Raw genomic sequence first — 26,339 nt, 5'->3', positions numbered from 1 at the left:
ATTTATTTTTCTAATTCAAGATTATCGGAACAACTGTTTTATCTAAACAATAATTGTGTGTACATCATTAAATCATGCCTCCATACAGGCCATGTGTGTCCTCCAGGATATTCGCTGTATTTATATTTGATTCCCATCTGGTCAAACCTGTTCCTCATTATTTTGCAGTTTTCAAAAGCAATATCTTCTTTGCCTCCCATTGAAATCCAAAATTCCTTAATATTAGAATTGATAGCCGCAGTATTATTTTTCATAAACTCGTATTGGGGATCCGATAAAACTGTATTATCTGCCCACCATCCAGAACTGAAAACACCAATGCTTGAAAACATTCCGGAATTTTTGATGCCTGCAAACAGAGTCTGTAATCCGCCCATTGACAAACCGGCCAAAGCTCTGTTTTTAGCATCGGTGGCTACCTTGAAATTGTTCTCTACAAAAGGAATTGCCCCCGTTTTCAATTCGTTTTCAAAAGCTTTAAGGGCATTTTCATTGAATCCTGCTATGCCTCCCGTATTACCCATGTTGCCATCCAGCATAACGATAACCATTGGCTTTGCTTTATTTTCGGCTATCAGATTATCCATAATCAGATTGGCTCTTCCTTGATTAGCCCAAGCTCTTTGATCTTCTCCTCCACCATGTAATAAATATAAAACTGGAAATTTATCTGTGGAATTCTCGTAACCAGGCGGTGTGTAGACATACATTTCCCGCCAAGAGCCAGTCGCTTTAGAAAAGTATTTTTTAATTATAATTCCACCATGCGGGACACCTTTTAATGCATAAAAATCTCCATCCTTATCAGGAATTTCTATACCGCTGGCCATGCGTCCCATGCCATAAAAAGTTTCGCTCGCTGGATCAGCAGCTGCCACTCCATCAATCAGCAACGAATAATAATTAAAACCGCTATTTATAACATCTGTAGTTATAGTCCAATTTCCCGAAGCGTCTTTTATCATGTCATACTTTCTGCCCAAATCGATTTGCACTTTTGCAGCTTCGGGGGCTTTTACTTTAAAAACCACCCTGTTGTCTGGCAATACCTGAGGATATTTTGCATTGCGGATATTAGTTTCGGCGGGAGTTCCCAATATAGTGTATTTTGTAAAACTTGCCGGGTCTACTGCTTTGAATAAAAATTGGGAAAACATATACAAGCCATTTTTCCATACCTTAAAATCATGAACACCAGGCTCAATATAATAAATATGCGGCACGTTTTTCTTAAACAAAAAATCATGAGTCCGCTTGCTGTTAGGAATAAGCCAGTCATCATCACCGCATGATATCCAAAGCAGTTTTAATTTCTTTTTAGCATCTTCAGGATTGGGGATCAGTTCTTCTGGCCGCTTCGTATTGGGTGCAGATGAAAAGCCTCCCACCCATGAAAATTTATCCAGGTTTCCTAATCCAAAATTCAGTGATTGCCCACCGCCCATAGATAATCCTGCAATCGCGCGATGATCTTTGTCTTTTAGAGCTGGGTATTTTTTTTCGATAAAAGGAATCAAATCATTTAATAAATCTTTTTCAAAAACAGTAAAAGCCTGTACTTTGTCGGGAGCCATAATATTCCCGGAAGCACTATCATCTTTCATTGCCCTTCCATTAGGCATTACAACTATCATGGGCTGGATTTTGCCCTCTGAATACAGATTGTCTAATATAATTTGTGGTGTGCCGCCATTGAGCCATTCTTTTTCATCTCCTCCTATCCCGTGAAGCAGGTATAAAACAGGATATTTTTTGTGTCTGCTGAAACCGGGAGGAGTATAAACAGTAACTCTTCGCATAGTCCCGACAGTCTTAGAACTATACTCAAGGCTTTCAATTTTTCCATTAGGAATTCCTGCCTTGACTTGATCAAAACCCTTTGGTCCTTCTTTTTCTATCGTTTGTGCCCATAAACCGGCAGCCATGAAAACTATAGCGGCGATTGACAATATCTTTTTTTTCATTTTTAAGATTTTCGTTTAATAATGTATGACTTTTCCAAAATCAATAACGTATCAGCGGCATTAACTAAAAATTATTTCAAATCCTGATTTGGCAATAGAGTTATCATCTTTTGGGCATATCGTTTTCCTAATTCACTATAGCCATCAGCATTAAAATGGAGATTATCATTTGCAACGCTGCATCCTTTTGACGAAATTACATACGAATTTGGAATCGTTTGCGGAAGTGCAGTTATGATGGCATTCATGCTGGCACATTTTCCATTCTGTTCTTCATGAACTGTCTCACCGGCAAGCAGCGGGACATCAGCAGGATTCAGATTAAGATCTTTCATTAGATTATCATAAACTATCCTCACCTTTTTTGTCCATAGTGTATCTCCTGTATTGGATTCGCCCTGATGCAGTAAAATGCCTTTTATAACTCCGCTTTTCTGTGCAATTTTAGCCATTTCTACCAGTCTCCCGTAAGGGTTTCCATCATATTCTTTTACCATATTTTTTAGCCAGTCGGGAGCGGTTGCTACATATTCCGAATATTTATCCTTATCAAACAGTTCTATTTTACAGCCTCCGACCGCTACATTGATAATTCCTATTTTTATGTTTTTGGGGAGCTTCGATACCATTTCCCTTCCAAAATAATCTGTAAGCGTCAAACCTGTCCTGCATCGGCATAATGGAGGTACAGCTGTGTACCATTTGCCTTTTTCCCGATGCAGTTCGGGGCAGTTTACTGCTTCCAGAACCTTAAAACGTGCATCAATTTCCACAGTATCCTTTGGCTCAATTTTGGCAGCACCCTCCATATTGGATTGGCCAAAACTTAAGTAAATATGAAAATTGGAATCTTGCGAGAAAACCGTGTTTGCTGTAAATAACAATATAAACAACAGCAGATTATTATTATTTTTCATAATTAAATAGTAATTAAAATAAGTTTATAAAGCAGTCTATCAGATAAAAAATCATCTGAATAAATTTAGATCAATAGCTTCCCCCATTCGGCGGTAACCTGATTCATTTGGATGCAGAAAATCATTATCATGCATATTGGGCAAAATTGTTTTAGAATCGGGTGCAGATGCCATTTCTTTATCAAAATCAATAATTGCATCAAAACTTCTGCTGGTTCTGATCCAAGTATTGACAATATCTCTTGCATCCTGCCTGTATGGCGCATCATAGAATGATTTTTCAAAAGGCAAAATTGTACAGCCGTAGACTTTTATGCCTTTTGCATGGGCTTTATCAATCATAATCTTGTAGGCATCAATAATTTCCTGTGCTTTTGTTGGAGCATCTTCTGCACGTTTTATACCTCCAATGTCATTTATGCCTTCTAAAATAACCAGCCATTTTGTACCTGACTGAGATAGTACATCTCTGTCAAAACGATTCAATGCTGCAGGTCCTAATCCGCCACGAACAACGCAATTGCCTCCAATTCCTAAATTCAGAACACCAATATGTTCAGTATCCTTATTTGCCAGCAGCCGTTCCGATAAAATATCTGTCCAGCGATTCTGCTTATTGGTTCCAGATCCTCTTCCATCAGTTATGGAATTGCCAAGACATACAATGTTGGCTGTTTTTTTTGTTCCTATCACATCTACTCCCATAATAGTGTACCAGTGATCTGTTTTTACAGCCCCGGAAAATGATGCATTATTACTATTATTCCCTTCGAGAATATAAGAAGTTGTTCGGGAACCCGGATGACCAGATGTTTTTTGAGAAGTACTTCCATAATGAATAGTAATAGCCAAAAGCTGTCCCGGCTGCAAAGCAAAATCAAAGGCATCCGAAAATACCTCTTGCTCAGGATTTATTATTACACTTGAATTCCCATTAAAGCTAAGTATCTTTTGAGTTGTTTCATTAATTACTGCCCCTTCGATAACATTTGCAACAGTTACAGATTTTAATTCCGTTGGCTGATCACTAAATATGTTCGAAAAGCGCAGTCGCAGTCTTTTGCCTCCAATCGAAACCCTAATAATCTGCCTTAGGGTGCTATTTGTAAGACCTGGCGGCGGTGGCATGTTATGAGGTTCTGTAAGCATTTGGGCTGTAGCCCAGCTTCCAACCCAATTTGGGATGTTTTCACTATGTGTAGAGCTAGTGGTTTTACAGCCCAAAGCAGTTATGCATAAGCAAAAAAAACAAAACCATTTGGCAAGACTCTTGGTCATAATCTGCATAATTTATTCGGATTAAAGATTAATCAGCACGTTATTCAGGTAAAGCATCATTAGCTGCTGTCGCATATAAGCCAATCAAAGCTCCTGTAAATCCTCCAGCCACATTGGTAGAAAGAATATCACCAGAAACTATCCCGCCCAAATTTTGAAAATCAGTCCCGTTTATTGAATAGTTAAATTCATAGCTGTCACCTGCTGCCTTTACTTGCAGGCGTACTGGTTTTTTTACATCAATTTTACTGCTGGCAATAATCTTAGAAACTCCTTTTTCTGTTCTTTCCAGTAAAATATATGTGTCATTTCCTTTTCTGGTAATGCCAAAAACATAATTAAAACGCTCATTCTGCAAACAAGTAATACCTGCCAGATCCTTTTCGGAAAATGGTTTGTAATCTATTGTTGCTTCAAAAGAAAAAGAATTATGCTGCTGTCTGTAAAAAAGCGTAGAAGTTGGTTTCAGCTCTTTTATATTTACTGCAAAAGGGTTAATCTGTAATCCCTTTTTGGTTACTGCAGTAAAATTTTCTCGGGGACCTCTCAGACCAATCCATCTGTAGTCTAATTTATCTGAATTGAAGTTCTCCTCGAATGTAAAATTCCCATTCGGAAAAAATCCATTCTTGCCAGCTTTATTTTCGGTAACACCATTCGGCATTTTCAATTTTGGGGTCATAGGGACTAATCCGTTTTCAAAAACAGGAAAAGTACCCGACCAGTCTACTGGCAGCATAAAAGTTTCGCGTCCTGTATTTACCCTGTCCTTATCATTTGGACGAATGCCAAGAAAAACACCATAATATTTATTATCTGGCCCCAATACCAAATCAGCATGTCCTGCCCAGTCTACTTTATCTGTCCTGTCCTTTGGAAAATATCTTTGGGTCAAAATCGGGTTGTTAGATGATGGCGTAAAAGGCCCTGTTGGGCTGTCACTGATAAAAATCACTTCACTATGGTTGCCTCCTGTACCGCCTTCGGCACACATTAAATAATATTTTCCGTTTTTTTTGTAAAGATGAGGAGCTTCAATCCAGATTGGTTTTTTAGACAAATCGACACCGCCATCAACGATAATTTTATCAGTACCTGGAATCACTTTATCATTAGCAGTATCATATTCCCACACTTTGATAACACGGTGTCCATTATACAATTCTTTTCCTTTATCAGGCGCATCATTATGAACGATGTATCCTTTTCCGTTATCATCAAAGAAAACGCAAGGGTCAATTCCGCCAAAATCAAGCTTGATTGGGCTTCCCCAGCCTTTCATCGGGTCTTTTGTTTTGACCATGATATTGCCAAGCCCTCCAGAAAATGCAGTTACAATCATATAAAAAGTATCGTTATGCGGATTATAGGTAATCCCTGGAGCATAAACCCCGGCACTGATTCCTGTATCATGAGGATTGAACTCATTGACATTGTTGAGTACACCGCCTAGATCTTTCCAGTTTACCAAATCTTTTGAATGAAAAATCGGCACACCGGGAAACATCGCAAATGAAGAGCAAACCATGTAATAATCATCACCTTTTCTGGTTATTGCAGGATCAGGGTAACAGCCTTGCAGGATTGGATTATAGAATTCTCCATCTTTCAGCGGATTTTTTTTATAAATCTGATCATCACCCTGATAAACTACTTTCGAAAACACAGGCGGATTCTTTGGCATTTTAGGTTTTGGAGATTCTTTATCACCAGGATCACTGAATGAAAAAAGACACATTATTGTTACCAAAAAAAGCATTTGTTTTGTTCTTGCTGCTTGTAATAATTTATTTTTCATTTCTATATATTCTATATGTTTTATCATTAAATGGTGCAATTGCGAGTGCTGAAAAGATATTCGAAGCTTAGAGACAGCTTAATCTATTCGGAAATTTCATCACTTATGCGGAAATAATCAAAATCTGCAAAACCTCCTGGTTTTTTGGCGGCGTAATTGAATAGCCCAAAACGATAGCCCATAAAGTGCGGAATCGTATATGGCATTTTGATAGGCTTGCCTATGGCCTTCCATTTTTTTCCATCCAGGCTGTAATAAAATCTTCCGGTATCTGCATTATTTTTAAAATCACATTCGGCTTTTAAATAAACCTTATCCTGATTCAAAGGAACACTCTCAATTTCTTTTGGAATTGATTTTTCGGCATCTATCATAATAATACTTTTAGAACCATTATCAGCTTTTACAGCTAACAGTCCGAAGTCTTTTTGCAATAGCGAAAGACCTGCCAAATCACCATCTTTCATATTAGCAATTTCTATTAAAGTACTTGCTGCACATTGTGGCCCAAAAGTTCTTTGTGTCAATGTGTTTCTCGCCTGAAGAAAACCATCATCTATTCTTGAAGTTTTTAACCTTAAATATCCTTTTTTTTCTTTGACAGACCAAAGTGAATTGTCCGGATTATGATTCCACTGCCAGGCCAAAGGCAAATCATCTTCGCCTTTTTTTCGGTCAAATTCATCTGAATTTACAATTCCTGGGATAAGGCTTTTGTTGGCAGGCAGATCCAGTTTTTCTGGGACTTTGCCGTTTTCTCCCAAAACAGGCCAGCCATTTTCCCATTTTACAGGAACCAGATACGGGATACGTCCAACACCACCAGCGTCCCTGAATAAATATGAAAACCATTTGCCATCAGGAGTATCTATAAGCCCTCCCTGCGCAACTCCCTGATCCTGCAGACCGATTTTTCCTTCCCAAGGTCCCGAAATATTATCTGCTCTATGGATAATTACAGTTCGCATGCCTCCTTTTGGCCATGCAATATTGAATAAATAATACTTTCCGTTTATTTTGTACAGCTGAGAACCTTCGGCACCCAAATTTATATTTGTACCCGCTGGAGCGCTCGCATTTTCTATCAAAACCTGATCTAATCCCCCATCTTTAATTCCGGACAGATCTGGTTTTAATTCTTTGACAAAAAGTTTTCCATTTCCATATACCATATATACTTTTCCATCATCATCAAACAAAATACTGTGATCGTGATAAGCTGGACTAAAAGCGATTTCTTTCCATGGTCCTTTTTCAATATTGCCCGTAGTGTAAACATGAGTTTTGCCTGTTGTCTGCGCAAAAGTGGTCACATAAAACAGATTGTTATGAAATCGTATATTACTCGCCCAAGAACCTCTTCCATAAGTGCTCTTGCCATTGTTCAAATCCAGTTCGTCTGTTTTTTCTAATGTATTATAAGCATAGTTTATTAATTCCCAGTTTATTAAATCCTTTGATTTCATGATAGGAACTCCCGGACTCATGTGCATTGTTGTACTGCTCATATAATAAGTATCCTCTATCCTGATCATGGATAAATCGGGCACATCGGCATAAATAATTGGGTTGTGAGCTTTGTGTTCTTGCGCTACTGCTGCGCCGATAACTATAAATCCTGCCAATAAAATGCTGAATATTTTTTTTCTTGCAATCATTTATTTCGAGTTTACTGCTTTGACACCTTCTTTTGTCTGAATTATTTTTTGAATGCTTCCATCTTTATTAAAATAGAGATAATCTAAGCAGATTGACCGCCTGTAGCTGCCTCCTTCGGGCAATTCTCCATTATGATAGAAAAAATAAGTTTTGCCTTTAAAATCAATAATTCCAGGATGAATAGTAAAGCTTTTAGGCGCATTTTCTGCAAGGATCCCTCTATATTCCCACGGTCCCTGAATATTCTTTGAAGTTGCATATTCGATCATTTCGGGCTTAGTGCCTTTGCCTGCATATACAAGATAGTATAATTCTTTCCGTTTATAAATCCACGGCCCTTCAATAAAATTTTTAATATCAAGCGTATTGATTCCCCCATCAAGTTCAGTCATATTCTTTTTTAATTTTACCCATTTGCAGCTGCCGTTGCCCCAAAAAAGATAAGCCTGACCATCATTATCAATAAATACAGCGGGATCAATATCGTCCCACGCATGTTTCATATCTGTAGTCATTTCATTTACAATCAAGGCTTTGCCAATTGCATCTTTGAAAGGACCTAAAGGAGAATCAGAAACTGCCACCCCTATTGCGGCACCACCTTCGCTGGCATCATCTTTTTTATGAAAAGTAGAAACGAACCAATAAAATTTTCCATTTCGTTCTATGGCATGCGCCGCATAAGCATCGCCGGTTGCCCATGAGAAAACAGCTGGTGATAATCTGGGGCCATGATTTGTCCAGTTTACCATATCCTTAGACGAAAAGATGTACCAGTCAGGCATTTTATAATTAGTATCCTCTAAAGTGGCTCCATCGTGACCTGCATAAAGATATACAGTGTTATTGTGTACCAAAGGTGCTGGATCAGCAGTAAAAATTTCGTTTATTATCGGGTTCTGGGCATGTATGACGCTTGCAATCCCAATAACCATAAGAGTTGTGAAAAGGTGTCTGGATTTCATAATTTATTTTTTTTAGTCGAAAGCACTCCGTTTTCAGTCTGAATTACTTTTTGAATGCTTCCGTCTTCGTTATAATTAAGATATTCAATACAAACTGAACGTCTATATCCTCCGCCAGTTGGCAATGCTCCATTATGATAAAAGTAATAATCGTTTCCTTTAAAATTTATTATTCCCGGATGAGTAGTAAAACTATTAAATGAGGTATCCTGAATAACGCCTCTATATTCCCAAGGGCCTGCAGGGCTATTTGCAATACAATATTCTGCACGTTCCGGCATACCTGCCGCATAAACTAAATAATACAAGCCATTCCGTTTATAAATCCATGGAGCTTCTGTAAAATTTTGAGGCTTAAAAGTATGTATTGAACCATCTAGCTCAATCATATTATCTTTCAGCTTTGCCCATTTGCAGCTACCGTTTCCCCAATAGATATAGGCCTGGCCATTATCATCAATAAAAACACTTGGATCCAGATCGTCCCAGGAATGTGTCATATCCGTTGTCATATCATTAGTAATAAGTGCTTTGCCTAAAGCATCTTTAAAAGGCCCAGTTGGACTTTCTGAAACTGCTACGCCAATACCTACTCCTCCCTTGCTGTTTCTGTCTGATTTGTGGATAACCGAACATACCAATAAAATTTATTATTCCGTTCAATACATTGTGCTGCATTAGCCGCTTTAGCTGCCCATGAAAAATCTTTTGGAGACAAAAGAGCACCGTGGTTTTCCCAATTTTTCATATCAGAAGAAGAATAAACGAGCCAGTCTGGCATTTCATAACTTTCTACCCCTGCTGCTGCTGTATCGTGGCCTACATACATATACACTTTGTCCTTGTAAATCATTGGTGCGGGATCGGCTGTAAAAACATCTCTTATAATTGGATTTTGTGCCTTAAGCATCAAAGTCATGCCAATTATTCCAATAAAAGCTGATGTATATTTAAATTTCATAATTTAAAATTATTGCTTTAACTCGATAAATTACATATTCTTCATAAAAAACATTTTTAAAAAGTGTTAATATCACACTTTTAAAAAAAGTTAAAAAAAAACCCGATGGGGTATTTTTAAAAGAAACAATTTATAAAGATTTTTTTTCACATACATTACTATTGTTTTAATACATAGATTGTGTCTGTGAGTGTACATTTTTTTGAAAATTGTTAAAAAGCCGAGCGAATTCACACTCGGCTCCTAACTAAACAAACTTAAGTAACTCCTGAAGAGCATCCTGTAAAAACTACACTTCAATTGTCCATTAACCAAAAATCAATTCTAAATTTGTTTTATTTTGAGAATTAATATCCAGGATTTTGATAAGCTGCTTTCTCTGCATCTGTCAATTCCATACGATCAAATTGCCCGATTGGAATAGGTCTTAAATAATGATACGGCTGGATTGTTCTAGTTACTGTAGCCGGGGTGTGATCACCATAGCTTGAACCACCAATTCTATAAGTTCCAGCAACTTCATTCCATTTTTGAGTACGAACTAAATCATACCAGCGATATCCTTCACCAAAATATTCTCGAGAACGTTCTGCCAAGATATAATTGATATCAATTACAGCTGGAGTTGCTGCAGTAAGAGCTGCGCTGTTATCTGCAGTTTTTGCAACATTGCCATTATTGTCCCAGCGCCATTTTCCTGCACGCGCACGGATAACATTAATCAGGTTTCGGGCAGTCATCGTTCCTGTAGCTCCTTTTACAGCAGCTTCGGCCGCCACAAAATAAAGTTCTGAAAATTTAGCTACTGGAAATGGTCTGGTACTCGCCGCATTTGGCTGTCCTAAAGTTCCCGCATTGTCTGTACGATAAGGACCTAATTTCCAGAATCCTGGGTACACTATCCTGCTGATACCGTTTGGAGAGATTACATAATCAGCCCTGCCTGGCAAAACTCCTGCACCAATACCGCTATCACCGCCACCAGCAGGATAAGTAATGGCAGTAGATGGCTCGTCATTGAGGAACGTAAGTATAGCATCTTTTGAAGTTACTGGCAATCCATTTGCATTAAACAATGTAACTATATCTGTCAGTCCTGTAGTTTTTAAATTCCAGTTTCCTCGATATACAGTTGCAAAAGTACCATCATAACGTGAATCATTTGACTTATCAGCAAATGTATTTGTGAAAACATCTATAGGTGGTGCCATACGTGTCCAAGGTCGTCCTAATGCCTGAGCTGCTTCTCTCTGGACAGGCGATACCAGTTTACCTGATGCATCCTTACTTTTCAAGGCTGTATAATTCCAGGTAACCATCCATCCTGCAAAATTATCTGCACCGCCACCACCAGCATAGGTAAGGCTTGAGCCATTGTAGTACTCATTTTTTTCATTATGATCTGCATACAGCAGCATTTCTTTATTACGATCATTAGACCCTAAATTAACATCATAATAATAAGCCTCTAGTCCAAAATTTGACCCAGCATTATTGATACCTTCCATAGCGACATTGTAAGCTTCCTGAAAATACCATTGCGCATTATGTCCATCAGGATCTGTTCGTGGTGTATCAGGATAAGTTGGAATATTATTTGGGTTTTGCAGCCACCAGGCATATGTCAAATAAGCTTTTGCCAAAAACAGGCGAGCCAGTGTTTTTGTTGCGGTTCCTGTAAGTCTTGGTACATCTGGCAACTCGGCAACTGCTGCTTTTAGATCAGGAAATATTGCTTTGGTATATACCTCAGTAACTGTATTTCGAGCTGAATATCGTGTTGCTTTATTATTAAATTTTAAAATTCCCGTACCTAAATCTAAAGGAACGCCACCAAAAGTCTGTACTAGTAAGAAATAATCAAATCCTCTGAAAAATTTAGATTCAGCTATTAAACTTGAAGATACCCCTACTTCTGCACCGTTTTCAATGATACCGCTGGCCGTATTAATGTCGGCGTAGGAATTATTCCACAACACATCCGAACGGCTTGAACTTGGAGTGATTGTCCCAACACCTGATAAATCATGGTCTTTGAAATTTCCATCGGCACTTTGTGCATAGGTTGCCTCGTCAGTTCCTGTTTGTAATGAATTATAAAAATAAGCATTTCCATATATCCAGCGTAAGTGAGCATAGTGAGATGTTAGTCCTTGAAGTACACCTTGTTCAGTTTTAAAATAGGATGGCTCATAAAAATCATGTGGTTCTTCTTCTAATAGGTCAGAACAACCTGCCAAGCTAAACAAAGCTACTGATCCTATAATTATATTTTTAAAAATATATCGTTTCATATTATTCTAATTTATTAAAATGTTAAGTTAAGCCCCAATAAAAAGTTACGAGTTGAAGGCGTATTAGTTCCTATCACCAAAATTCTGTTTGGATAAGAATTTACGGCTTGATTCTGGTCTCCAAATGAATTAGTTTCAGGATCCATTCCAGACATATCGTAATAAGGAGAAAAGAAAACAAATGGATTTTGAACTGAAGTATAGATACGTAATTTATCAATTCCTGCTTTTTTCATAAAATCCTGCTGAAGTGTATATCCAAGAGTTATCGATCTGATTTTCAAATACGAACCATCAAAATACCCCATAGTCGACATATACTTTGGATTATCCCCGCTTCTGATTCCATTTGGATTAGGAAAATCTGCACCTGTATTTGAAGGTGTCCAATAATCTACGTCAACATTACTGCTTCGGCCATTAAGCAAGTTCAAATAACTGGCACTGCCATAAAGTGTGCTTACTAAAATTCCGCCGCTTCTAAAGGCTCCCACAGCATTAAAATCAAAACCTTTATAAGTCAAATTAGTATTAAAACCTCCTTGAAAATCTGGATCTGTGTCCATGATCTGTCTATCTGTAGCATCGATCCTGCGTATAGGTGATCCATCTGCATTATACCCTCCCGTATATTTTACTTTTATGGATCCAACCACTGTTCCTTTATCATTTACATTCGTTGGCCCTGATTCATATTTATCCATAAAAGCATCACCTTCTTGCCAAAGTCCAACTTTTTCATAGTCATAAAGTGAAGCAATGTTATGACCAACAAACCATAAATTGCCCTCATCTCTATCCTTTCCAGAAGCTAGAGAAACAATTTGATTTTTATTAGCATATAAGTTGAAACCTACTGTCCATGTCAAACCATTAGGATTATCCAATATCACACCATTTAATGAAATTTCATATCCCTTGTTTTCAGTCGCTCCAACATTTGCAGTATAGCCATCAACACCAGTTGTCTGAGGCAGTGCTACTCTTTGCAATAAATTTTCTGTCTGTGTATTATAATATTCAACAGTTCCTGTCAAACGGCTGTTAAAAAATCCAAAATCCAAACCAACATTTACAGTTTTAGAATATTCCCATCCTAAAATTGGGTTAGGCAATTCTGTTACAAATACTCCTGTAGAATTTGTAGCAGTACCAAAATTATATGGTCTTGTGCTCAAAGCTCCCAAAGTAGCATAAGGACTGACAGCCTGATTTGAAGTCTCACCATATCCTGCACGCAATTTTAATGAACTTAGCCATGATATATCCTTCATAAATGATTCGTTCGAAATTGTCCAGCCTGCAGAAACCGCAGGATAAGTAACCCATTTAGAACCCTCAGCTAATCTTGAAGATCCGTCAGAACGGACAGTTCCTGAAATAAAATAACGATTATCATAAGAGTACATTAATCTAGCCATGTAAGAACGTAATCCCCATTTTGTATAATCCTGCTCACTTGGTGTTATAGTAACAGGTTCCTCACTTTGACCTAAATTATAAAACTGAAATGCATCCGAAGTAATTCCGTTTCTAGCTATTCTCGAACTATTTCCTGTGTAACTTTCGTTAGAATACAGTCCTACAAAATTGACAGTATGCTTTCCAGCAAAAGTTTTATCATAAGTAATTAAATTCTCGAGCAGCCATTGTGTAGACATAAAATTACTGATTGAAGCATTCGATATTGTGGTTGGGTTAACATCAAAAACGCCTTGCCCTTCATAATACCCATTATTGGCAGTACGGAAATTCAATCCCGAATTTAATCTATATTTCAGTCCATCTACCCCAGGGATTTTTATCTCACCAAAAATATTGTTGTATGAACTGAATGCCTTGTTTAAATTAACATAAGAATCGCCTAATGCATTGATAGATTGTCTGGTATAAACCCATTTATCATCTATAAGTCCCATGTTTACTGTTCTTTTTAAATTACCATCAGCATCATATGGATCAATCAAAGGAGACATTCCTAAGGCAGCTCCAGGACCTATATTATCGCCATTAGTAATCGCATAATTATTATTAGTTGTAAAACCAATGCGGAATGCTGTTCCAATTTCCTGATCCAATGAAGCTCTAAGGCTAAAACGCTCATAAGATTGACCTGGCAAAACAGATTCTTCCTTATAGTAACCGAGACCTCCAGTGTATGAACCTCCTTCACTTCCTCCAGAAACTCCTACATCGTGACTGGTTATCTGGCCTGAATCATATAATAATCCCTGCCAGTCAGTGTTCTGGCCTCTCACTTCATCCCTGCCATCTGAATATAATTTGCTTATATCACGAAGTGCTGCAAACTGGTCACCATTCATCATATCATAATCGCCGAATACATTTTTTACCCCGCCAAATCCATTATAGGTGAACTTAGCTTTCTGTCCTTTTCTGCCTTTATTAGTTGTAATCAATATCACTCCATTAGCACCACGGGATCCATAAATAGCAGTTGCAGAGGCATCTTTCAAAATGTCAAGTGATTTTATATCAACAGGGTTAATATCACCAATTGATCCAGCAAAAGGCACTCCATCCAGCACTATCAGCGGATTATTATCTGCTGTAAGCGATCGGGTTCCTCGAATTCGAATCTGCATCGAAGCACCAGGTTTGGTAGACGTTTGAGTCAATTCGACACCTGGAAGCCTTGCCTGCAGGGCTTGCGTAACATTACCTGATGCAAATTCGCTAAGCTCTTTGCCTGCAAGAGTGGATACAGATCCTGTAACAGCTTCTTTTCTAACGGCACCATAACCAATTACAACAATTTCTTTCAGAGTATTTGATTCATCTTCTAAAACTACATTTATAGTGCTTCGCCCGCCCACTGTAATTTCTTTAGATTGATATCCAACGAAACTAAAAACAAGTACACCATTGGAAGGAACATCTTTTATAGTATACTTACCATCAAAATCAGAACTGGATCCATTAGATGATCCTTTCAAATTTACATTCGCCCCCGGAATAGGACCATTTTTATCTGATATTATTCCTGTAACAGTTGTTTGCGCACTCGAATTGAGCGACATAACAAACATTAAAATCAAAAAAACAAAACATTTGAAATGCTTTGAATTTCTAGTAAAGTAATAGCTAGTCATAAAAATTGATTTAATTATTAAAATTGGTTAGTTAATTAAACTCATTGTTTTAATAAGTTTTGAGAGAAACAAATATATACATATAAATTAAATACACAATCGGTTGTGTATATTTTTTTTTATGAATTTAAAAAAAAATACAGCTTTTAAAAATTATATGCATATAAATAGTTTTAAAAAATTAAATTATATTTAAATATTATTTTTAAAATCAAAGATTATTTAATAAAAAAATATCATTTCAATAAAATAAATAAATAAACCATAATCTCCTCGTTTTATAATATTTATCAAAAAAAATCTTTAATTTCATTAAAAAAAACAATCGATTGCTTTTAGAAAGACAAATGTTTAACCTTACTAATTATATTTATAAGAAAATTAAAGCGAAAAGTATCTGATTTGTAAAAAATAAAAAAGGAGCCTGAATCAGACTCCTTTTAACAACAATGAAATATAAAGCATTCTACTATTCTTCTAAATGAATAATAACAAATGATATTTTTATAGATTACTATTTCCTTTTTGATAATCCGCCAAGAAAGTGGCTAATCCGCTATCGGTAAGAGGGTGTTTCAGCAAGCCTTCTATCGCGCTTAATGGACCAGTAATTACATCGGCACCAATTTTGGCACAATTAAGAATATGCATCACGTGCCTCACTGATGCGGCCAGTATTTGAGTTTCATATCCATAATTATCATAAATCAATCTGATCTCCTCTATGAGCTGCAATCCATCTGTAGAAATATCATCCAGCCTGCCAATAAATGGCGACACATACGTTGCTCCTGCCTTGGCAGCAAGCAAAGCCTGTCCCGAGGAGAAAACCAGAGTACAATTGGTTCTGATTCCTTTATTCGAAAAATAACGGATGGCTTTTATTCCATCCTTTATCATAGGTATTTTTACAACAATCTGCGGATGCAATGCTGCTAGCTTTTCGCCTTCGGCAACCATTCCATCGAAATCTGTTGAGATTACTTCGGCACTAACGTCGCCCTCCACCAGTTCACATATTTTTGTGTAATGGGTTATAATGTTTTCGGCTCCTGTAATTCCTTCTTTAGCCATTAATGACGGATTGGTGGTTACTCCATCTAATATTCCTAAATCATTTGCTTCTTTGATGTCTTTTAAATTTGCTGTGTCAATAAAAAATTTCATATGTTTTTTGTTTAAGTTTTTAAAATGTTATAATTAAAAGCCCCTGGCCATACAGGTTATTATCTAAGGATATTCGATGATTTTGCCATTAAACCTATTAAAATCGAATAACGCAACCGATTGTTTTTGCAAACATATAAAAAAATTAAAACAAATATTATTTAAACCAAAACTTTTATTCTGCTGTAATACAAAAATTGAAACTTTTAAATAAAATCAGATGTAGACCTTAAATCAACATAAGAATCAACAGAAAGCCTATGAATTAACCGATAAAATCAATTAAACCATAGGCTTTTAAATCACTATGAAAAATGCTTAAAGATCTCTATCTTCATAAATGTACTCATCATCATCGTCCTCGTTGTCAATTTCATCCTCAGATTCGGAATCGTCAATATCAGTTTCATCAAAAGCATTATCGCTATCGCTTTCATCGTCTAAATCTGCGTCATCCATATCACTGTCTTCTTCAAAATTTTCATCTGGATCATATTTTGGATCCGTAGTGTTGCCTGAACTTATATCCGTATCACTCTCTTCATAATTATTTGAACTATCGCGGCTGAAATTATCGGATGATTCTTCTCTCGGATAATTTTGATTTGGATCATCATTTAAACTTGATTTTTCAAAATCAGCTGTACTTGGTGCATCTGTGTAATTGCGATCTTCCTGATTGTAATTACGATTTCTGTTATCTTCCATTTTTAATTGTTTTAAATTGTTATTTTTTTGCTGGGCTTTTTTTTACCGCTTTGGATGTGTTTTTTACTGATTTTTTATCAGCAGTCCTTTTTGTCTCTTTTTTATCTTCCGAAGTTTTACTATCGTTTTTCATGTCTCAAAAATTTTTGATTAATAATTTCAAAACTATTACCATTTGCCATTTTTAGGCTTACACAATTAAAGCTGTCAATTACATAATTATCAATTATAAGGATTTTATCGGTCATGAATCTTATAAATAAAACATCCAATTCTATAAATCAAAAAATAAGATTCTAATTAGATTTGATGTTTTTAAAAACTTAAATACTGATAATAATGAAGCAGAAAAAAGATGAAGAGCTTTTAAATGAATATCAGTCCAATGAAAGAACTTTACTGGCATGGATACGAACTGGAATGGGAATAATGGTTTTTGGCTTTGTGGCAGTAAAATTTTCTTTATTCATCAAGCAGCTCCCAGCAAAATATTTGCCTGACACTACAGTTCCCAGCAGTAATTTCAGTATTTATCTGGGTATTGGTCTTTTGGTGTCGGGAGCGTTGACCATTATTTTATCATACATACGCTATATGCAAACGGTGAAGCTTTTAAAACAGGGAAAATTTCAATACTCGACCCGATTATTAACTTTTATTGCAATGGCACTTTTTTTTATGAGTATTGCTCTAATTGCTTATTTGGTTATTGCAGCATACGAATAACAATTTAAAATCATTAATTATGAGATCTATATGGACAGGTTCAATCAGTTTTGGGTTAATAAATATTCCTGTAAAGCTATTTTCTGCGGTACAGGAAAGTACGCTGGATATGGATATGCTAGACAAAAGCGATCATTCTAATATAAAATTCAAAAGGGTAAATGAAACAACCGGAAAGGAAGTTACGTTTGCCAATATCGTGAAAGGATATAAAATTGAGGACAAATATGTCATTCTTGATGACAAGGATTTTGAGGCCGCCGATGCCGAAAAAACAAAAACTATCGATATCCTCAACTTTACACTAGAAAAAGAAATAGACAGCCTGTATTATGAACAGCCTTATTATCTGGAGCCAGATAAAGGTGCAATGAAAGCCTATGCCCTATTAAGAGATGCTTTGCAGGCTTCGGGAAAAGTGGGAGTTACCAGTTTTGTACTCCGGAATAAAGAAGGGCTGGCTATATTAAAACCTTACAAAGATGTCATTGTACTCAACCGCATCCGGTTTCAGCAGGAAATCAGGAATACATCTGAACTGAAGCTGCCTCCAATATCCAAAACAAAGCCTAAAGAAATGGAAATGGCCAATAAGCTGGTTGAACAGCTTACCGAAAAATTTGATATTTCCAGCTATAAAGACGAATACACCGATAAGCTGCTTCAAATTATTAAGGATAAAGCCAAGGGCAAAAAACAAGCTCCTGCTAAACTCAAAGTAGTTCACAAACAAAGCGATGATTTAATGAGCATGCTCAAAGCCAGTCTTGAAAGCAGAAAGAAAAAATCTTCCTGAAATAAATAGCGTATCACGGCTTTGAGGAAATATTTTTAATGATAGCTTCAATATCAACTCCTTTTCCTAAAACAGGTTTCCATAAGTCACCTTTTTTTTCAAAACGGTGCAAAACATTTTTGATGGTAAACTGTGAAGGCGAAAGTTTTACATTTACCTCATTCCAGTCCAGTGGCGTAGAAACTGTTGCACCAGGTTTTGGCCTTACCGAATATGGTGCTGCAAGAGTCTGGCCTTTTCTATTTTGCAGATAATCGATGTATATTTTATGATTTCTCTTTTTGATAGAGCGCTCCAAAGTAGTCGTCTCAGGGAGGCTGTTATTGACTTCGACGGCGATAAGATGTGCAAATAATTTTACTGTCTCATAATCATATTTGCCACCTAACGGAATATAGACATGAAGACCAGAAGCACCTGAAGTTTTGCAGTAGCATTCTGCATCAAAATTGTCCATTACTTCCCTTACGGCAAGTGCTGTTTTTACCACCTCAACAAAATCATCTTTTTCAGGGTCAATATCAATTACTGCCCAATCTGGATTATCAATTTTTTTGATGGTAGAATTCCATGGATTGACATCAATACAGCCCAAATTGGCCATGTAGAGCAGAGTTGCTTTATCATTGCAGATGAGATAATCTATATCGGCGTTGTTGGATTCCGAAAAAATCTTCTGGGTCTGCAGCCAGGAAGGGATTTTATCCAAATCCACATCTTTTTGGTAAAATCCAGAATGATCAATGCCGTTCGGAAAACGGTACATAGACTGTGGGCGGTCTTTTAAATAAGGTAAAATCAAATCGGCAATTTCATTGTAATAATTAACAATTTCTCCTTTGGTGATACCTTCGTCCGGAAAATAAATTTTATTCTGATTGGTAAAGTGGAGAGTCGTTTTCCCTACTTTTAAATCATAATCATTTTCGGTATGAGTATTAGTTTTAGTTTCCATTTTTTCCTTATTTTCTTCCATTACTGTTTCCTTGTTTTTTCCCGAAAAAACAACTTCTTTAAGTTTTTTATCAATACGAAGCCCTAGATATACAGGCTGACGCAGATGATTGTCTTGTGTCCACTCGGCAAATTTTACCTGGCAGATGAATTTTGGTTTTATCCATTGAATGGTATCCCGCAGCGGGAGTTTTTCTTCAAGCGGAGACTTATCTGTAAAATACTGGGAAAATGCTGCGTGAAGCTCTTTCAGAATTTCCTCTGTAAAACCAGTACCGCATTTGCCAATAAATTTTAATGTATTTCCCGCATACTGTCCTAAAAGCAAGGCACCAAAATATGTACGGGAGTTTTTTGGCTCTGTAATACCAATAATAACTGCCTCTTCCTGCTGTGACAGTTTGATCTTGAGCCAGTCTCCGGTCCGTTTTCCTATGTGATATAAACTGTCAGCTTTTTTCGCAATAATGCCTTCACTTTGATTTTTGGATGCCAAGGCTAAAAAATCGATACCTTTTTCCTGAATGTGGGAAGAATAAAACACCGATTTAAATTGAGATTTAAATAACAGCATCTCAAGCAGTTCTTTTCGTTTCAGCAGAGTTAAATGGGTCGTGTCGTTTTCATCTAAATTCAGAATATCAAAAACATAATATTTGATAGTTCCTTTCCCGGTTTTTAAATAATTCTGCAATAGCTGAAAGTTCGAGCGTCCCGATACATCCTCGGCCACCACTTCCCCATCCAGAATTGCCTGATGGGTCAGCATTTTCAAATCCTCAGCAATTGGCTTAAAGCTGTTGGTAAACGAGATTTGGTTTCGGCTGAATAGCTGTACTGTATCTCCATCAATAAGAGCAAGGGTGCGATAGCCATCGTATTTGTTTTCGAAAATCCAATCAGGATCATCAAAAGGCTTTTGGGCTAGGCTTGCCAGCATTGGTTTTTGAAAAACGAGAGGAGTTTTTGTAGAAACTGCAGGTTTTTCAGTTATTTTTTTTTTACTGACTGCTTTTTTTTCTTTCGATGTTTTTTTTTCTAAAATATCAAGACTTAATTTAGAAATAACCGATTTGTCTTTTTCAAGAATATCGTTGCCTGTGGCATATTTGTCATCTTTTTTGATAAGAAGCCAGGCATTTTCCTGTTTGCCTTTTAGCTTTACTAATGAAAAACTGCCTTTCAGTTTTTTGCCTTTCAGTATAAAGCTCAAATGTCCTTTTGCAAGATCGGCCAGCAGTTTTTTTTCGGCAGTTCCTTTGTAATCATCATCGGCAGGAAGATAGGTTCCGTTATCCCATACAATCACATTTCCTGCGCCATAATTTCCTTCGGGAATAGTGCCTTCAAAATCTTTATAACTATAAGGATGATCTTCGACCATCATTGCCAGACGCTTAACTTCTGGATCTAGCGAAGGTCCTTTGGGTACAGCCCAGCTTTTCAAAACACCATCCATTTCCAGACGGAAGTCATAATGCAAATGTGATGCAGCATGCTTTTGTATCACAAAAATCAATTCATTTTCAGATCTTCCGATTTTTCCCTGCGGTTCATCGGTCTCTGTAAAATTGCGCTTCTGATTGTATTTTTGAAGAGACATACCTTTAATTTTTTTGAGAATTATCTTAAATCAAATATAGATTTTACATTAAAAAAAATATTACATAATTATTAGTGAAACTTATATGATTTGAGTTAATTATATGGAATAGGCAGATGAAAATTATATAAACATCAGCCGTAATTCTATAAAAAAGGCATCGGCATCAAAATTACTTTTACTCCGTACTTTAATAATCAGCCGTTATGAAATCTATCTATTTAAAAATACTGCCAATCTTGTTTTTTGCCATTCTGCTTAATAGTGCATGCACCTGCGAAGAAGAGGAGCCTGCAAAAGAAACAAACCAGCAGCAGACAATAAACAGACCTCAACAAATTGAAACCTTAAAGGATTGAACATTTTTGTAAAACAGCCTTATGGATTTTTATTCTTTTATTCAAATCATAGTAACAACTGCATTTGCTGTTTCGGCTATGACTTTATTTAGCTACGCCATTTCGGCAAGTTATAAGGAATTATACAAAGAACCTGTTTTATTGACATTTGTACTTATAAAACTGAATCTAGAGCTATCCTTAAACACTAAAAAAAAGGCCGCTTGGTTAATTCATTATCTCATCGGCTTGATTTTCGTGCTGATATATCATTTTTTGTGGACAAAAGCAATACTTGAGCTATCCTTTTTAAGCGGTTTATTATTAGGAAGTTTATCTGGAATTGTGGGGATTTTTGGCTGGCTGTTAATCTTTAAACTGGCTAAATACAAGCCCCATATTGATTTTAAGGGCTATTATCTGCAGCTGTTTTTTGCCCATATAATTTTTGGTGTGACCGCTGCAGCAGTATATTGGATTTTCGCAGCTCTATATTTGGCTGTGGCTTCGATGATAAATAGTTAAAATGGCAATCCTATAAGATTTCGAAATAAAGTTGTAAGCTTTTCCTTAAATGTTTAAGTAGCTTTGAGTATTATTTTTTCCTCTAATACTTAATCAGGCTAACTTATAACTGGAAACTTATGGATAATTTGAATGCAAAGTTAAATGGCGGCTCTCTATCTTCGGGAGAAAATGTTTCTTACTGGATTGATTCAACGTCTATTTTATCACACTCGCAGCCAAATAAAGATATAACTGCCGAAGTTCTTGTGATAGGCGGAGGCATTGCAGGTATTACAACAGCCTATAATCTTCTTAAGGAAGGGAAAAAAACAGTACTGGTCGAGGATGGTTTTATTGGCAGCGGTGAAACTGGCAGAACAACAGCTCATTTGAGCAATGCTTTAGATGACCGCTATTATTATCTTGAAAGTATTTTTGGTAAAGATGATACAGCACTTGCAGCTGCAAGCCATTCGGAGGCGATAGATGAAATAGAGCGTAATGTTGCTGCATTAAATATTGACTGTTCTTTTAAAAGGGTAAATGGGTATTTATTTTTGCACTCCAGCGATAAGGAAGAAAACCTGGACAAAGAATTTGAAGCAACACAAAAAGCTGGACTGCAGACTAATATATTAGCACACACGCCTGCGATAGATGGTGGCAATAATATGCGCTGTATTGAATTTAAAAATCAGGCGCAGTTCCATGTACTGAATTACCTCGAAGGGCTTTCAAAAGCTATTATCGAACTTGGCGGAATTATATATACTCAAGCTCATGCCGAAAACATTTCAAAGCATGGGGCAATAGTAAATGGATTTAATTTTTCGGCCCAATATATTGTAGTTGCTGCAAACTCCCCTATCAACAATATTGTAACTATGCATACAAAACAATATGCTTATAGAAGTTATGTGATTGCAGGCAAAATCCCAAAAGGCATTTTACCATACTCTTTATGGTGGGATACCGGAGATGCAGAGTCTAAATGGGTTTCCCAGCCTTATCATTATGTTCGTTTAGAAAACTTTGACGAACAATATGACTTATTGATTGCAGGAGGCGAAGACCATAAAACCGGGCAGTCTGATGAAGAAAACATTTCGGAATCTGCACGATATGACCGATTGGAAGCATGGGCAAGGAGCTATTTTCCTATGATAGATGATATAGACTATAGATGGTCAGGGCAGATAATTGAACCTGTGGATTCACTTGGCTTTATGGGTAAAAATCCCGGGGATGACAACATTTATATTATTACAGGAGACTCTGGAAATGGGATGACACATGCTACAATTGGTGCCAGAATTATCAGCGACAGTATTGCTGGAAAGAAAAACAAATGGGAAGAATTGTACAGCCCATCACGAATAACCTTGAAAGCCACTGGAGATTTCCTTAAAGAGACTGGAAATATGGCAGCACAATATCTGGATTGGATTTCATTTAATGATTTAAATGATACTGTAGACATACCTGCTGGTGAAGGAGGTATAATTTCATCAGGATTAAAAAAAATAGCCGTATATCGTGATTATGACAATACACTAAAGGCTTTCTCGGCAGTGTGTCCGCATTTGGGATGTATAGTAAAATGGAACACAGACGAAAAGACTTTTGACTGCCCATGCCACGGTTCCAGATTCGCATCAGACGGAACTGTAACTAATGGTCCAGCCACGAAAAACTTATCTAGAATTCATATTAAATAAAGGAATTACCAATTATTAATTTTTAAACAAAAACTTACATGCACTTTCAAATTCAATATAACGCCAACAAATGCTGTGAAACCGTAATAAAGGAACAGCTCCAGAGATTATCGATCCCATTTGAGCTCAATAATATGATAATTGCTGTTACCAAAGCGATTCCGGACGATGTATACCAGGAACTGCGGGCTTCTTTGGAGCATTATGGGATTGAAATTAATGACAATCCTAAACGCATTTTTGTACAAAAGATTAAAGATGCCATTTCACAGATTATCAGCAATCATAACATATTGCGACACAGGAAGACATCTGTATATCTCACAGAAACCTTACAGCAGAGCTATAGTTATATTGCCAATGTTTTTTCGGAAATAACATATATCTCAATTGAAAACTATATCATTATTCAAAAAATTGAGCGAGCAAAACAAATGATTTTAGAAAACAAATACACACTGACAGAAATGGCTTGGCAATTAAATTACAGCAGTGTCGCCCATTTGTCCAATCAGTTTAAAAACAAAATAGGTCTTACTCCGACTATGTTTCAAAGAATAATGGAAGACCGGAACAATCAGATTTATGATTCAATTATGTAAAACAACATTAAACAGGCAGCAAAATGATTGATAATACTATGCATATTCTTTTGGCTGACGATGATCAGGATGATCGTCTTTTCTTTGCCGATGCTTTTACAGCACTCTCATTAAAGATAAACCTGAAAATGGTAAAAAATGGAGAGGAATTAATGACTTACCTCAGAACCCCCAACATTATATTGCCAACTATTATTTTCCTGGATTTAAACATGCCTCGAAAAAACGGAATTCAATGCTTAAATGAAATCCGGAATGATGAGAAACTTAAACATTTATCCATTGCTATCTACTCTACATCTTCAAGTCCCGAAGATATTCATAACGCCTTTGTTTTGGGAGCCAATATCTATATCCGGAAACCAGGCAATTTTGAGACATTAAAAAAAGTTCTTCATAAAGTAGTAACAATCAACTGGCAATATCATATTTCTCATCTTAATACTGAAACGTTTTTTTTAACTGTATGACACAATAACTTCTCATGAATAATCTTTACAATAATAAAAAGGAAAACACGCTCACATTCGTTTTTGTGAGCGCTCTGATTATATTATCTGTATTGATTGCTGTTTTTTACAATAAAATCAATACCAATCTGGATAGTGAAAATAAAATAATGCAATCTTATAATATGCATCTGGCTATTATAGAGGTTGTTTCCGATATTAATGAGGCCGAAATTAAACAGCGTGATTTTATAAATTTACAAGACAGCCTCAAAATGTCTGACTATAATTTTTCGGTAACAAAACTTCAAAACTCTTATAATACACTAGCAGCTTTTCACAAAACTGAAAGTTCGCAGCAAAAAAACCTTCGCACTTTAAAAAACTATATTGATATAAAGTTCCCGCCGTTTCAATGGGATCTGATGAGCAAAAAACAAATAAACCGATTTGGAATTAAGGCCGAGCAGCACAAAAAAGTGTTCCATTCCCTGCTCCTTCATATCAATATGATGAAAGGGAAACAGCTTTTCTCCCTCTCTGCCACCCAGTCAGCTTATGCGCAGGACAGGAATTTCCCTCCTATGTTCTTTCTTGCGGCGGCTTTTTTGACTGTTTTGATTATCAGCAGTGCTTATTGGAAAATTCAATCGGGTTTCAAACATCTTAAAAAATCCAATAATGAATTAATAGTCAACAAAATCATATATGAATACTCCGAAGAAATTGGCCTGTCCAGTCATTTCTTTAAATATATATATTCAGAGCAAACCTATTTTTCCAAAAACAGCTATAAAATTTTAGGGATAACTGCTGATGAATTTAGCAATTTTACAAAATTTATAGAATTTGTACATCCTGACGACAGAAAGCTGGTTACAGACATACGCCAAAAAATAATAAATGGAGAAAATACTTTTACATATTATTTTAGGGTTATCAGAAAAGATGGCCAATTGCGGTATATAAAATCTGCTGAAAAGGTAATTTCAGATTTATTTCAAGAGAGAATCTTAATTGGCATCTATTTAGATATTACAGATGAATTGCAGAAAGCCAAGGAACTGGAGGAAAAAGTCTTTGATCTGGAGATTTCTAATAAGGAATTATCTGCATTCAATTATGTAGCAAGCCATGATTTACAGGAACCTTTGCGCAAAGTACAGCTATTTATCTCCAAAATCAGGACCGAACATTTTGATTCATTTCCAATAAGCCTGCAGCAGTCCTTTAATCGAATAGAAGCTGCTTCGTACAGGATGGAAAAGCTTATTTTTGATTTACTGCTATTTTCGAGATCCAATAAACTGAATAAAGAATTTGAAGAAATTGACCTTAATTTAATTCTTAAAAATACGATTCAGGATTTTGATGAATCGCTCAAAGAGAAAAAAACTAATCTGGCTGCAGGAATCCTCCCAACCATCAATGGTATTGCTTTTCAAATACAGCAGCTTTTCAATAACATAATAAGTAATTCGCTTAAATATGCCAAGGAAAACATTCCATTACAGATTTCTATTGCTGCTAAAATAGTTGCAGGAGATGAAATTCCTAAGCTCAGATACAAAACATTGAAATACTACCAGATTTCATTTGCTGACAATGGTATTGGATTTGATCAGCAGTATGCCGAAAGTATTTTTACGATATTCAGCAGGCTTCATGATAATAGCCAATACACAGGAACCGGGATTGGCCTCGCTATCTGCAAAAAAATAGTGGACAATCATAAGGGAACAATATCTGCAGAAGGCATTACAAATGGCGGAGCAGTTTTTCATGTTTTTTTTCCAGTATAAATAAACCAGCAATAATCCTG

Annotated in this window: 21 protein-coding genes; 8 read left to right on the top strand and 13 right to left on the bottom strand. The window is 36.4% G+C overall.

Translation table 11 applies throughout. The features are described 5' to 3' along the window. Positions 1–38: 38 nt before the first annotated feature. From ABEG11_RS15535 to ABEG11_RS15480, 12 genes are all read right to left on the bottom strand, one after another. Positions 39–1,964, bottom strand: a complete 1,926-nt coding sequence (locus ABEG11_RS15535; protein ID WP_348825093.1) for an alpha/beta hydrolase-fold protein — start codon at positions 1,962–1,964, stop codon at positions 39–41. 71 nt (positions 1,965–2,035) lie between these two features. Continuing rightward, entirely contained in the window at positions 2,036–2,881 is an 846-nt protein-coding gene (locus ABEG11_RS15530; RefSeq protein ID WP_348825092.1) for a sialate O-acetylesterase, read from the bottom strand. A gap of 51 nt (positions 2,882–2,932) precedes the next feature. Next, positions 2,933–4,159: an SGNH/GDSL hydrolase family protein gene (locus ABEG11_RS15525; RefSeq protein ID WP_348825091.1), complete on the bottom strand. Its 1,227-nt coding sequence runs from the start codon at positions 4,157–4,159 to the stop codon at positions 2,933–2,935. Positions 4,160–4,199: 40 nt separating this feature from the next. Then, positions 4,200–5,957 (bottom strand): glycoside hydrolase family 43 protein, encoded by a 1,758-nt coding sequence (locus tag ABEG11_RS15520; RefSeq protein WP_435302849.1) that lies wholly within the window; start codon positions 5,955–5,957, stop codon positions 4,200–4,202. A gap of 83 nt (positions 5,958–6,040) precedes the next feature. Beyond that, positions 6,041–7,615: a glycoside hydrolase family 43 protein gene (locus ABEG11_RS15515; protein ID WP_348825090.1), complete on the bottom strand. Its 1,575-nt coding sequence runs from the start codon at positions 7,613–7,615 to the stop codon at positions 6,041–6,043. Further along, positions 7,616–8,581 (bottom strand): glycoside hydrolase family 43 protein, encoded by a 966-nt coding sequence (locus ABEG11_RS15510; protein WP_348825089.1) that lies wholly within the window; start codon positions 8,579–8,581, stop codon positions 7,616–7,618. Beyond that, positions 8,578–9,222: a family 43 glycosylhydrolase gene (locus tag ABEG11_RS15505; RefSeq protein ID WP_348825088.1), complete on the bottom strand. Its 645-nt coding sequence runs from the start codon at positions 9,220–9,222 to the stop codon at positions 8,578–8,580. The genes ABEG11_RS15510 and ABEG11_RS15505 overlap by 4 nt, the downstream gene beginning before the upstream one ends. Further along, positions 9,171–9,542 (bottom strand): family 43 glycosylhydrolase, encoded by a 372-nt coding sequence (locus tag ABEG11_RS15500; protein WP_348825087.1) that lies wholly within the window; start codon positions 9,540–9,542, stop codon positions 9,171–9,173. Before ABEG11_RS15500 ends, ABEG11_RS15505 begins: the two co-directional genes overlap by 52 nt. Positions 9,543–9,889: 347 nt before the next feature. Beyond that, a complete protein-coding gene (locus ABEG11_RS15495) occupies positions 9,890–11,836 on the bottom strand; it encodes a RagB/SusD family nutrient uptake outer membrane protein (protein WP_348825086.1) in 1,947 nt (648 codons plus the stop codon). 14 nt (positions 11,837–11,850) lie between these two features. Continuing rightward, positions 11,851–14,877, bottom strand: a complete 3,027-nt coding sequence (locus ABEG11_RS15490; RefSeq protein ID WP_348825085.1) for a SusC/RagA family TonB-linked outer membrane protein — start codon at positions 14,875–14,877, stop codon at positions 11,851–11,853. A 576-nt stretch (positions 14,878–15,453) separates the two neighbouring features. Then, positions 15,454–16,116: a fructose-6-phosphate aldolase gene (gene fsa / locus ABEG11_RS15485; RefSeq protein ID WP_348825084.1), complete on the bottom strand. Its 663-nt coding sequence runs from the start codon at positions 16,114–16,116 to the stop codon at positions 15,454–15,456. A 318-nt stretch (positions 16,117–16,434) separates the two neighbouring features. Then, positions 16,435–16,824 (bottom strand): hypothetical protein, encoded by a 390-nt coding sequence (locus ABEG11_RS15480; protein ID WP_348825083.1) that lies wholly within the window; start codon positions 16,822–16,824, stop codon positions 16,435–16,437. Positions 16,825–17,163: 339 nt separating this feature from the next. Here ABEG11_RS15480 and ABEG11_RS15475 point away from each other — a divergent pair, with 339 nt between their 5' ends. Together ABEG11_RS15475 and ku are read left to right on the top strand one after the other, a co-directional pair. Next, the gene (locus tag ABEG11_RS15475; protein WP_348825082.1) at positions 17,164–17,550 is read left to right on the top strand and encodes a YidH family protein; all 387 of its coding nucleotides are present in this window, start codon (positions 17,164–17,166) and stop codon (positions 17,548–17,550) included. A 19-nt stretch (positions 17,551–17,569) separates the two neighbouring features. Beyond that, positions 17,570–18,346, top strand: coding sequence for a non-homologous end joining protein Ku (gene ku / locus ABEG11_RS15470; protein WP_348825081.1), 777 nt, complete (start codon positions 17,570–17,572; stop codon positions 18,344–18,346). Between the two features lie 13 nt (positions 18,347–18,359). On the opposite strand, the gene ligD is transcribed toward ku, so the two are convergent. Further along, complete coding sequence (gene ligD / locus ABEG11_RS15465; protein ID WP_348825080.1) at positions 18,360–20,903, bottom strand: DNA ligase D; 2,544 nt, start codon at positions 20,901–20,903, stop codon at positions 18,360–18,362. Positions 20,904–21,109: 206 nt separating this feature from the next. Here ligD and ABEG11_RS15460 point away from each other — a divergent pair, with 206 nt between their 5' ends. From ABEG11_RS15460 to ABEG11_RS15435, 6 genes are all read left to right on the top strand, one after another. Beyond that, a complete protein-coding gene (locus ABEG11_RS15460; RefSeq protein ID WP_348825079.1) occupies positions 21,110–21,262 on the top strand; it encodes a hypothetical protein in 153 nt (50 codons plus the stop codon). 21 nt (positions 21,263–21,283) lie between these two features. After that, positions 21,284–21,766 (top strand): hypothetical protein, encoded by a 483-nt coding sequence (locus ABEG11_RS15455; protein WP_348825078.1) that lies wholly within the window; start codon positions 21,284–21,286, stop codon positions 21,764–21,766. Between the two features lie 119 nt (positions 21,767–21,885). Next, complete coding sequence (locus ABEG11_RS15450; RefSeq protein WP_348825077.1) at positions 21,886–23,466, top strand: FAD-dependent oxidoreductase; 1,581 nt, start codon at positions 21,886–21,888, stop codon at positions 23,464–23,466. A 38-nt stretch (positions 23,467–23,504) separates the two neighbouring features. Next, on the top strand, positions 23,505–24,068 hold the full coding sequence (locus ABEG11_RS15445) for a helix-turn-helix domain-containing protein (RefSeq protein WP_348825076.1): 564 nt from the start codon (positions 23,505–23,507) through the stop codon (positions 24,066–24,068). A 23-nt stretch (positions 24,069–24,091) separates the two neighbouring features. After that, positions 24,092–24,538 carry a response regulator gene (locus tag ABEG11_RS15440; RefSeq protein ID WP_348825075.1) on the top strand — a complete coding sequence of 149 codons (447 nt, stop codon included), beginning with the start codon at positions 24,092–24,094 and terminating at the stop codon, positions 24,536–24,538. Positions 24,539–24,552: 14 nt separating this feature from the next. Continuing rightward, the gene (locus tag ABEG11_RS15435) at positions 24,553–26,319 is read left to right on the top strand and encodes an ATP-binding protein (RefSeq protein WP_348825074.1); all 1,767 of its coding nucleotides are present in this window, start codon (positions 24,553–24,555) and stop codon (positions 26,317–26,319) included. The last annotated feature ends 20 nt before the right edge of the window (positions 26,320–26,339 follow it).

Source organism: Flavobacterium aestuarii (assembly GCF_040049115.1).
GTDB lineage: Bacteria > Bacteroidota > Bacteroidia > Flavobacteriales > Flavobacteriaceae > Flavobacterium > Flavobacterium aestuarii.
The sequence above is the reverse complement of the archived record's forward strand: the minus strand, read 5'-3'. Positions and strand labels throughout refer to the sequence as shown.

What these genes read in the sequence shown, in the direction of transcription:
- ABEG11_RS15535 (WP_348825093.1), bottom strand. Translation starts at nt 1,964, where the DNA reads ATGAAAAAAAAGATATTGTCAATCGCCGCTATAGTTTTCATGGCTGCC.
- ABEG11_RS15530 (WP_348825092.1), bottom strand. Translation starts at nt 2,881, where the DNA reads ATGAAAAATAATAATAATCTGCTGTTGTTTATATTGTTATTTACAGCA.
- ABEG11_RS15525 (WP_348825091.1), bottom strand. Translation starts at nt 4,159, where the DNA reads ATGACCAAGAGTCTTGCCAAATGGTTTTGTTTTTTTTGCTTATGCATA.
- ABEG11_RS15520 (WP_435302849.1), bottom strand. Translation starts at nt 5,957, where the DNA reads ATGAAAAATAAATTATTACAAGCAGCAAGAACAAAACAAATGCTTTTT.
- ABEG11_RS15515 (WP_348825090.1), bottom strand. Translation starts at nt 7,615, where the DNA reads ATGATTGCAAGAAAAAAAATATTCAGCATTTTATTGGCAGGATTTATA.
- ABEG11_RS15510 (WP_348825089.1), bottom strand. Translation starts at nt 8,581, where the DNA reads ATGAAATCCAGACACCTTTTCACAACTCTTATGGTTATTGGGATTGCA.
- ABEG11_RS15500 (WP_348825087.1), bottom strand. Translation starts at nt 9,542, where the DNA reads ATGAAATTTAAATATACATCAGCTTTTATTGGAATAATTGGCATGACT.
- ABEG11_RS15495 (WP_348825086.1), bottom strand. Translation starts at nt 11,836, where the DNA reads ATGAAACGATATATTTTTAAAAATATAATTATAGGATCAGTAGCTTTG.
- ABEG11_RS15490 (WP_348825085.1), bottom strand. Translation starts at nt 14,877, where the DNA reads ATGTCGCTCAATTCGAGTGCGCAAACAACTGTTACAGGAATAATATCA.
- fsa (WP_348825084.1), bottom strand. Translation starts at nt 16,116, where the DNA reads ATGAAATTTTTTATTGACACAGCAAATTTAAAAGACATCAAAGAAGCA.
- ABEG11_RS15480 (WP_348825083.1), bottom strand. Translation starts at nt 16,824, where the DNA reads ATGGAAGATAACAGAAATCGTAATTACAATCAGGAAGATCGCAATTAC.
- ABEG11_RS15475 (WP_348825082.1), top strand. Translation starts at nt 17,164, where the DNA reads ATGAAGCAGAAAAAAGATGAAGAGCTTTTAAATGAATATCAGTCCAAT.
- ku (WP_348825081.1), top strand. Translation starts at nt 17,570, where the DNA reads ATGAGATCTATATGGACAGGTTCAATCAGTTTTGGGTTAATAAATATT.
- ligD (WP_348825080.1), bottom strand. Translation starts at nt 20,903, where the DNA reads ATGTCTCTTCAAAAATACAATCAGAAGCGCAATTTTACAGAGACCGAT.
- ABEG11_RS15460 (WP_348825079.1), top strand. Translation starts at nt 21,110, where the DNA reads ATGAAATCTATCTATTTAAAAATACTGCCAATCTTGTTTTTTGCCATT.
- ABEG11_RS15455 (WP_348825078.1), top strand. Translation starts at nt 21,284, where the DNA reads ATGGATTTTTATTCTTTTATTCAAATCATAGTAACAACTGCATTTGCT.
- ABEG11_RS15450 (WP_348825077.1), top strand. Translation starts at nt 21,886, where the DNA reads ATGGATAATTTGAATGCAAAGTTAAATGGCGGCTCTCTATCTTCGGGA.
- ABEG11_RS15445 (WP_348825076.1), top strand. Translation starts at nt 23,505, where the DNA reads ATGCACTTTCAAATTCAATATAACGCCAACAAATGCTGTGAAACCGTA.
- ABEG11_RS15440 (WP_348825075.1), top strand. Translation starts at nt 24,092, where the DNA reads ATGATTGATAATACTATGCATATTCTTTTGGCTGACGATGATCAGGAT.
- ABEG11_RS15435 (WP_348825074.1), top strand. Translation starts at nt 24,553, where the DNA reads ATGAATAATCTTTACAATAATAAAAAGGAAAACACGCTCACATTCGTT.